General features: G+C 37.3%; 8 protein-coding genes and 3 pseudogenes. 10 read left to right on the top strand and 1 reads right to left on the bottom strand.

The features are described from left to right. Positions 1–22 precede the first annotated feature (22 nt). Positions 23–1,303: an RNA-guided endonuclease IscB gene (iscB, locus tag AFK68_RS22465; protein ID WP_094675237.1), complete on the bottom strand. Its 1,281-nt coding sequence runs from the start codon at positions 1,301–1,303 to the stop codon at positions 23–25. A 519-nt stretch (positions 1,304–1,822) separates the two neighbouring features. On the opposite strand from iscB, the pseudogene AFK68_RS22460 reads away from it, so the two are divergent. From AFK68_RS22460 to AFK68_RS22415, 10 genes and pseudogenes are all read left to right on the top strand, one after another. After that, positions 1,823–2,125, top strand: a pseudogene (locus tag AFK68_RS22460) (cation:proton antiporter subunit C); the annotation flags it as partial. Positions 2,126–2,141: 16 nt separating this feature from the next. After that, positions 2,142–2,479, top strand: a pseudogene (locus tag AFK68_RS22455) (cation:proton antiporter subunit C). A gap of 326 nt (positions 2,480–2,805) precedes the next feature. Continuing rightward, complete coding sequence (locus AFK68_RS22450) at positions 2,806–4,245, top strand: cation:proton antiporter (protein WP_094675233.1); 1,440 nt, start codon at positions 2,806–2,808, stop codon at positions 4,243–4,245. Between the two features lie 343 nt (positions 4,246–4,588). Then, positions 4,589–6,046, top strand: a complete 1,458-nt coding sequence (locus AFK68_RS22445) for a cation:proton antiporter (RefSeq protein WP_094675231.1) — start codon at positions 4,589–4,591, stop codon at positions 6,044–6,046. A 373-nt stretch (positions 6,047–6,419) separates the two neighbouring features. Beyond that, a pseudogene (locus tag AFK68_RS46105) lies at positions 6,420–6,521 on the top strand (cation:proton antiporter); the annotation flags it as partial. A 158-nt stretch (positions 6,522–6,679) separates the two neighbouring features. After that, positions 6,680–7,029: cation:proton antiporter (locus AFK68_RS42290; RefSeq protein ID WP_246844345.1), on the top strand; the 350-nt coding region annotated here is incomplete at its 5' end. After that, positions 7,026–7,283, top strand: coding sequence for a hypothetical protein (locus AFK68_RS22430; protein WP_094675227.1), 258 nt, complete (start codon positions 7,026–7,028; stop codon positions 7,281–7,283). The genes AFK68_RS42290 and AFK68_RS22430, both read left to right, overlap by 4 nt. Then, positions 7,280–7,582, top strand: a complete 303-nt coding sequence (locus AFK68_RS22425) for a monovalent cation/H(+) antiporter subunit G (protein WP_094675225.1) — start codon at positions 7,280–7,282, stop codon at positions 7,580–7,582. The genes AFK68_RS22430 and AFK68_RS22425 overlap by 4 nt, the downstream gene beginning before the upstream one ends. 16 nt (positions 7,583–7,598) lie before the next feature. Then, positions 7,599–8,159, top strand: coding sequence for a DUF4040 domain-containing protein (locus AFK68_RS22420; RefSeq protein ID WP_094675223.1), 561 nt, complete (start codon positions 7,599–7,601; stop codon positions 8,157–8,159). 203 nt (positions 8,160–8,362) lie between these two features. Beyond that, positions 8,363–9,025, top strand: coding sequence for a Na(+)/H(+) antiporter subunit B (locus AFK68_RS22415; RefSeq protein WP_094675239.1), 663 nt, complete (start codon positions 8,363–8,365; stop codon positions 9,023–9,025). Positions 9,026–9,069 lie beyond the last annotated feature (44 nt).

Here is a 9,069-nt window from a genome sequence, read left to right as displayed (position 1 = left end):
CAACCTCTTAGAAAAAATCTACTCAAAACGAGTAATTGTATCCATCTCGTCTGTGAATGGGTTGGATATGATTTCGAGATACAGACAAGATTTTATCCCCATGTCGGATATCAAAATTACCTTTACTTCTGACAGTTTTAATCCTGACTCCTTTTAATCCAATATTTTTCCCTTTGACGAAATTGATAATGTCTCCTGTTTTCCAACCACCTACAGGTTTTTTAGCCTGATAACCCTTGCGGGGAAAACCATATTTGTCCATTTGTACCATCTTTCTGCAACCATGTCCCATTGCTGTTACCACTAATGGTTGAGTAGTCAGAATTGTTAATTGTTCCACCTCACCAACACAAGCTGCATCTATCCAATGTTCTTTTGGTAAATCTAATCGACAACGATTATATTTAGTTCGTGCGCCACTTCCAGTCGTAATGGGCAAACCTTTTGCTTTTAAAGTTTCAAATAATTTCCATCGGGTAGCATTTATAGCAGCAGCATCTTTAAGTGGTGCTTTAGCTTGGGATAAAATTCGTCGAGCCAAATTAGGTTTACCCAAGAGAAAATCTTGAATATCTTGGTTTCCCTTGGCTTCATTGCATGGACGACAAGCCAAAGTCAAATTACTAATGCGGTTACTGCCACCTTTAGACTTTGGCTGAATATGCTCAACTTCCAAAGGGACATTTTTAGCATCGCAATAAGCACAGGTTCGATTAAACTTATCAAGCAAGTATTCTCTGACTTCGTATCCTGCTAATACTCCAAGTTGATACTCAACTCCACTAACTTCTGGATTAATCATTTTCTGAGTATCAAAGCGAACTAACTCCATGGCAATCGAATCAATTGGAGCTAATTTTATTAGTCGGTTAACCCAAGTTTCCACAGTTAAAACCCGGTGCATCAAACTTGGTGGCAGCCATCCTTTTTTATGGTTTCTGTTCAGAAAACGTGGCTGGCGATAACGAGTTTTTCGATGACGACGACCTTGCCGAATATTTCGCCGTCTTTCCAGAGCGTTTTTTATTTGCTGGCCTCGGTGAACTAGCACCATCGCAAAAATAACTTCTCCATCTTGGGAGACTAAAGCAAGACCTGTTTGTTTGGAACCAGGGTCAATTTTAAGGAGCAAACCCTGATGTTTTTCTGCTACCAATTTATTTAAAATGATCGTGAATGGATAGCGTCTAAAAACCTTGGCTTTACCTGCTTTTAACAATGACCTAGCTATGCCTGGTTGGCATGGTGTTAATGGTTTTTTACTCGCGTCAAGCACGAATACATAATTAGTTGAGTTGGACATTTTTGCGTCCCTCCTACAAAAAGTGTAAAGTTGGCCTCGCCNCGCATCCCGACGTATTGTGAGCCAGTGCGGTCTTGGGGTCTCCCCAAGTGGAGCAACTGGCGAACCCTTTAGGGTGACCAAAATAACGTTTACTTATTGCTAAGTAGGCTGGACTAACCATGTTCGCGATTTGAGCGCTTTGATTAGATTTGTGGTTAGTCTCTTCTCTTTTGACCCAATTTAATGTTTAATTGATATATGGCAGGTAGCTAATTAGTACCGCTTAATCTTAATATCCTAGTTTAAGCTGTTCGGTGAAAACCTGATAAATATGTACTAAAGAAAATTGCCAACTGCTATAAACTTTAGATAACTTGAACATCAAAAAATAATCGTAAAAAATGCTAAATTTTAGTCAATTGTGTCAATCTTTTTCACTTCAAATAAATTCTTGGTACATTGCCAAAATAATTCTCATATTGCCTTGCTAAATCTGAATATTTATACTAATTATTGAATACTGAATACTGAAATTATATGTTAGAAGCTAGTGTATTTGCGACTGTATTATGTGGATTTTTCGGCATCATATTTAAGAAAAATCTGGTAATGAAAATTATCTCAATGGATATTATGAGTACAGGGGTTATTGCTTACTATGTGCTGGTAGCATCACGAGATGGTGTATTTACACCTATTGTAGGCACAAATGAAAATGTTGCTTATTCAGATCCCGTTCCCCAGGCAGTTATTTTAACTGCTATTGTTATTGGCTTTTCAATTCAAGCATTAATGTTAGTAGGTGTAATGAAATTAGCAAAGGATAATCCGACTCTGGAANGAATACTGAAATTATATGTTAGAAGCTAGTGTATTTGCGACTGTATTATGTGGATTTTTCGGCATCATATTTAAGAAAAATCTGGTAATGAAAATTATCTCAATGGATATATGAGTACAGGGGTTATTGCTTACTATGTGCTGGTAGCATCACGAGATGGTGTATTTACACCTATTGTAGGCACAAATGAAAATGTTGCTTATTCAGATCCCGTTCCCCAGGCAGTTATTTTAACTGCTATTGTTATTGGCTTTTCAATTCAAGCATTAATGTTAGTAGGTGTAATGAAATTAGCAAAGGATAATCCGACTCTGGAAACTAAAGCAATAGAAGACAATAATACACCATCATAAAGTAAGCCTTCAGCTATTAGCAGTCAGCTAGCCTCCGTAGGAGGAACTTTCCTTTCCTACAGAATGCTGCCTCTTGCTACGGTAGCTCTCGCTAGCGCAAACGGAATGCGACGCAAACGTTAACAGCAATAAGACTCTGTTTATAAAGTATAGCTTGAAAAACATCTTGTTTCCCCTTTGAACTTCCACCAAAAGCTGATAGCTAAAAGTTTATAGCTAGTTAAATTCAGTATATCAAGCTTTTGACTTCAGCAGTCGGTACTGATAACTGAAAAAGCTGATAACTGATAACTGATAAGTGATAACTGAAAAAGCTGATAACTAAAATGACTAATATTACAATTGCCTGGATGGCATTACCATTTTTTGTTGGGTTCCTGATCTATCTACTACCGAAATTAGACCGCTTTCTGGCATTGGGAGTAGTATTGCTTTCTGCGAACTATGCCTTAGCCATATTTGCCGATCCATCCTTTCTTTTAGATATAAAGTTACTTGATAGTTTCGGTGTAACTCTAAGAATTGATCAACTAAGTGGCTTTTTTATTATTACTAATGCTCTAGTAACAGCAGCAGTAATTTTTTACTGTTGGAATACTAATAAAACAGCTTTTTTCTATTTGCAAGCGGTGATTTTGCATGGTAGTGTAAATGCTACTTTTATTTGTGCAGATTTTATTAGTTTGTATGTAGCACTAGAGGTAATTAGTATTGCTGCGTTTCTACTGATAACTTATCCCCGTACAGATAAGTCGATATGGGTAGGGTTACGCTATATGTTTGTCAGTAATACGGCAATGTTATTTTATCTGGTGGGAGCATCATTAGTATATAAAGCCAATAATTCCTTTGATTTTATGGGTTTGAGTAATGCTCCTCCAGAAGGGATCGCTCTAATATTTTTGGGGTTATTAGTCAAGGGGGGTATCTTTATCTCAGGGTTGTGGTTGCCCTTAACTCACTCCGAGTCACAGAGCTTTGTGTCGGCAATGCTGTCGGGAGTTGTGGTCAAAACAGGAGTTTTTCCTTTTGTACGTTGTGCCCTAATGTTAGAAGAAATCGATCCTATTGTCAGAATATTTGGTGTTAGTACGGCACTTTTAGGAGTAGTTTTGGCGATTTTTCAACAAGACACCAAGCGAACCTTAGCATTTAGCACTATTTCCCAATTGGGTTTTATTATGGCAGCACCAGAAGTCGGAGGTTTTTATGCTTTGACTCACGGGTTTGTGAAATCAGCACTGTTTTTAATCTCAGGTGTTTTACCAAGTCGTAACTTTCAGGAGTTGCAAGATAAACCCATGAATAACTCACTCTGGATAGCATTAGCGATCGCTAGTTTTTCGATTTCTGGCTTTCCCCTATTATCTGGTTTTGGAGCCAAGATATTAACTACTAAAAATCTATTACCTTGGCAAGTTATTGCTATGGAGATTGCTACTGTAGGTACAACTATTGTCTTTGCTAAATTTATCTTTTTACCTCACAAAAAAGGTGAATCAGAAAAGAAAATTCAACAAGGTTTTTGGTGGGCAATGGTATTTTTATTAGGTGGATTAATAGTGGCAAATGCAGTTTATTATCAAGCTTATAATATTAATAATATTGTTAAACCATTGAGAACTATTGGTATTGGTTGGTTAGCATATCTATTCATTGTTCGGAAATTGGTGATTAAGCTACCAAGTGCAATTGAGGAATTTGAGCATTTAATTGGAATGATGGCTATAATACTAATTTTAGTTTTTTGGATGGTACAAGTATGATATTATTCCCAGTGGTATCAGTAGTAGAGTATGGGAAATGTGGGAGGTGTTGGGGTAAAGTCCGTTTTTATTAATGTAGCTTGCGTATCTTCGAGATATCCAGGCATTGATACCAAATGGGTTCTATAAAGTACAACTAAGGAAAAAGGAAGAAGAAAGAAGGAAGGAGAAAGAAGGTTGAAAAGAAGGAAAAAACTTAAATGATATGAAATATGGTCATAGAAAATTATTTGCTACTTCCCATAAAAACAGACCTTACTCAGTATACTCTTAAAAAATTTCCTTGCTTAAATTCCTCCTTTTTTTCTTACTTTTATATTTTGACTTTTAACTTTTGACTTTTATGACCAATATTACGATCGCCTGGATGGCATTACCATTTTTTGTTGGATTTATTATCTATCTACTACCAAAACTTTCTCGTTTTCTGGCACTAGGAGTAGCATTGCTTTCTGCTAACTATGCTTTGGCGATATTTGCCGATCCATCCTTTCTTTTAAACGTAAAGTTACTTGATAGTTTTGGTGTAACTCTAACCATCGATCAACTGAGTGGCTTTTTTATCATCACTAATGCTCTAGTAACAGCAGCAGTAATTTTTTACTGTTGGAATAGTGAGAAAACAGCTTTTTTCTATATGCAAGCGGTGATTCTACATGGTAGTGTTAATGCCACTTTTATTTGTGCAGATTTTATTAGTTTGTATGTAGCTTTGGAGGTAATTAGTATTGCTTCTTTTCTTCTAATATCTTATCCTCGTACAGATAGGTCGATTTGGGTAGGGTTGCGCTATTTGTTTGTCAGTAATACAGCAATGCTATTTTATCTCGTGGGGGCGGTGTTGGTTTATCAAGCACATAATTCCTTCTCTTTTATGGGTCTGCGGGGTGCGCCTCCAGAAGCGATCGCCCTGATATTTTTGGGATTATTGGCAAAAGGTGGTATATTTGTATCGGGGTTATGGTTGCCCCTAACTCACTCCGAGTCACAAAGTCCAGTATCGGCAATGTTATCGGGAGTAGTAGTTAAGGCAGGGGTTTTCCCATTAGTACGTTGTGCGCTGATGTTGGAGGAAGTCGATCCTATTGTGAGGTTTTTTGGTGTGAGTACGGCACTTTTAGGAGTCGGTTTTGCTGTATTTGAAAAAGATACTAAACGGATGTTGGCGTTTCACACCATTTCTCAGTTAGGTTTTGTACTTGCTGCACCAGTAGTAGGAGGTTTCTATGCTTTGACTCATGGTTTAGTTAAATCTGCTTTGTTTTTAATTGCAGGAGTTTTGCCTAGTCGTAATTTTAAAGAATTACAGTACCATCCTATTGATAACCGAATTTGGATAGCTTTAGCAATAGCCAGTTTTTCCATTTCTGGTTTTCCCCTACTTTCTGGTTTTGGAGCAAAAGTTTTAACTTCTAAAAATCTATTACCTTGGCAGGTTGTTGCCATGAATATAGCAGCAGTAGGAACAGCAATTTCTTTTGCTAAATTTATTTTTCTCCCTCACCAGAAAAATGAGAAGATAATTAAAGTCAACCTTGGTTTTTGGTGGGCGATGGTATTTTTACTAGGTGGATTAATCGTAGCAAATGCAGTTTATTATGAAGCTTACAGTATCAAAAATATTATCAAACCACTGGTAACGATCGCCATCGGTTGGCTAGCATATCTGTATATTTTTAAGAAACTGGCGATTAAAATACCAAGAGCGATCGAAGAATTCGATCATCTAATTGGGTTTATGAGCCTAATGTTAATATTACTCTTCTGGATAGCATGGAAGCAATTACCTTTTTTAATATAATATAGCAATCCGCGCATAGGTCGCGGGTAATCAAAAAGTAGATAAAAAACTTGAAACTCCCATCTATTCCCAGTTAAGTGTTCCCTCTCTTGGTACGCATTCCCAAGCCAGTCCGTTGGGCAGGTCTCGCGACTTGAAGGAACTGGCGTTTGCGTCTTACGCCGACGCGGGGTCGCACCGCTGTTCCCTAAAAGCGGTAAGATTTTTATACACAAATAAAATAGGATTGCTATACTACGACTGGCAATTTGGTTTTTACTCACCGCCGACTTTGCTTAGGCTATAAAATATAGGAAAACTACAAACGAAAACTTTATTATAACTATCGAACATGATATAATTAATTACTTTTTAATTATAATTACTTAATGGTATGGACTCAACTGCCCTTTTTAACATAATACTACGACTGGCAATTTGGTTTTTACTCACTGCCGACTTAAGTCCGGCAAATATTATGATTGGTATCAGTGTTGCTTGGTTATTGCCACATGGCAAAACATCCCTGGGAGCATTAAAAGATTGGTTACGAGTATTGTGGGAAATTGTTGTCGCCATTCCCCAAGCTTATATAGAAGCAATACAAATTATGTTTAGTCCCCATGATGAGGAAGTTTTGGTTTGTGAAAATGNCTGCCGACTTAAGTCCGGCAAATATTATGATTGGTATCAGTGTTGCTTGGTTATTGCCACATGGCAAAACATCCCTGGGAGCATTAAAAGATTGGTTACGAGTATTGTGGGAAATTGTTGTCGCCATTCCCCAAGCTTATATAGAAGCAATACAAATTATGTTTAGTCCCCATGATGAGGAAGTTTTGGTTTGTGAAAATGTGAAACCACAACGAACACCAGGATTGATATTTTTAGATATCTTTTTAATTACCTTTACCCCCAAAAGTATTGTTTTGAAATATCACCAAGGTGGGTGGTATGAAGTACACCTAATTCAACGGAGCAGAAAACGGAGTAGAAAAAGATGAACTATGTTTATATTTTAATTGCTATGATTTTAGCTTTGCTGATCCCTATTTATGAAGCATGGCAGGATGATGATATCTGGCAAAAAATGCTGGCATTTGCTAGTATTGCTACTAAAACTTCTATTATGATGTTGGTCATCTCGGTTTTGCGCGATGATTGGTCTATAGGAGTAGTTGCAGTAATTATTCTGAGTGTAGGTAATGCGGGATTAATGTTATTAGCACATTTAATTAAAAGGTTAAACGAAGTATGATTGACATTTTAAGTTATGGTTTAATAATTATCGGAATTATATTCTGGTTTTGGGGAACATTTCCTCTAATTGGCAACAGATCGGTTTTATTCAAACTCCATACTCTTTCAGTAGCGGATACCCTGGGTTCGATGAGTATTGTTGTCGGTTTACTGCTGAAAATACCTAGAGAATGGCCGTTGTTGCTACTAGCTATTATTACTTTGGCAATTTGGAATACAGTTTTAGGGTATGTTTTGGCATATTGCTCTAGTCCTGATACCGAGAAGTCAGACCGTTTTACGGAAGTCAAAAGTTAAAAGTTAAAAGTCAAAAATGATTGATATTTATGTTTATATCATCATCGCGCTGTTACCTTTAGCAGCTTTGATGCTAGTTTTTCAAGTTAATCCCTATAATGCTCTAGTTATTCGAGCTATTTTAGGAGCAGTAGCAGCATTAGTTTATGCAGTTTTAGGGGCAGCAGACGTAGCTTTAACTGAAGCTTTAGTCGGAACAATGTTAGCTGTCACCCTTTATGTAATTGCAGTTCGTTCATCTTTAGTAATGCGTTTGGGAATACTTAAAGAAGTTGAAGCAGAAACAGAGAATTATTTTACCGAACTCATCGCTAAGATCAGAAAAGTTATTGATAAATACCATTTGCGTCTGGAGTTAGTCGAATATCCAAATCAACAAGCGTTAGAATGGGGTTTGCTAGGTAAGGAAGTTCACGCTATTTGTAGCAAACCAGAGGAATTAAAACTAGATAGCAAACCCATTTATCAGACTACTATCAGAGTGCATCGTCTGTTTGAAATTATGCAAACGGAATTAACTGCATCAGAAACAAATGTGACATACATAACTGTACCAAACCAGGAGGACAAACATTAATGAAATGGGTTTATTTTTTAGCGGGAATAGCATTGTTTGTCAAAGTGCTAATTATGCCAAACCCAATAGCAGAAGGGGATGCAATTTCTATTGTTGAATCAATAGTCGATGATAGTGGAGTAGCTAATGTAGTTTNCGGAATTAACTGCATCAGAAACAAATGTGACATACATAACTGTACCAAACCAGGAGGACAAACATTAATGAAATGGGTTTATTTTTTAGCGGGAATAGCATTGTTTGTCAAAGTGCTAATTATGCCAAACCCAATAGCAGAAGGGGATGCAATTTCTATTGTTGAATCAATAGTCGATGATAGTGGAGTAGCTAATGTAGTTTCTGGTATCATTTTTAGAAATCGACTCTATGACACAATTTTTGAAGTGGTAGTATTTACCATCGCTATTTTGGGTGTCCGTTTTTTATTAGCAAACGAACAACCAACCGAACAAGTTTATCAATTTAGCGATCGCCCTTCAAGAGTTTTAGCACGTTTGGGAGCAACTATTTCGGCGTTGGTAAGTATTGAGCTAGCAATTCGGGGGCATCTGAGTCCAGGGGGTGGTTTTGCTGCTGGAGTAGCAGGAGGAACTGCCATTGGTTTAATTGCTATTACTTCATCGTCGGAGCAGATGGAGAAAATCTATAAAGAATGGAATGCTTCTACCTGGGAAAAAATTTCAGTTTTAATATTTATTGTATTAGCAGCGATAACTCTGATGGGAGGAGAGTTACCCCAAGGAGAATTAGGAGGGTTAGTCAGTGGGGGAATTATTCCGATACTGAATATTTTGGTAGCAATAAAAGTAGCATTGGGTTCGTGGGCAGTTATTTTGTTGTTTATTCGTTATCGAGGGTTGTTTTGAAGGTGATGGGGTGATGAGGTGATGAGGTGATGGGGTGATGGGGG

The organism is Hydrocoleum sp. CS-953 (assembly GCF_002260545.1).
Classification (GTDB): Bacteria; Cyanobacteriota; Cyanobacteriia; order Cyanobacteriales; family Microcoleaceae; genus Trichodesmium.
The sequence above is the reverse complement of the archived record's forward strand: the minus strand, read 5'-3'. Positions and strand labels throughout refer to the sequence as shown.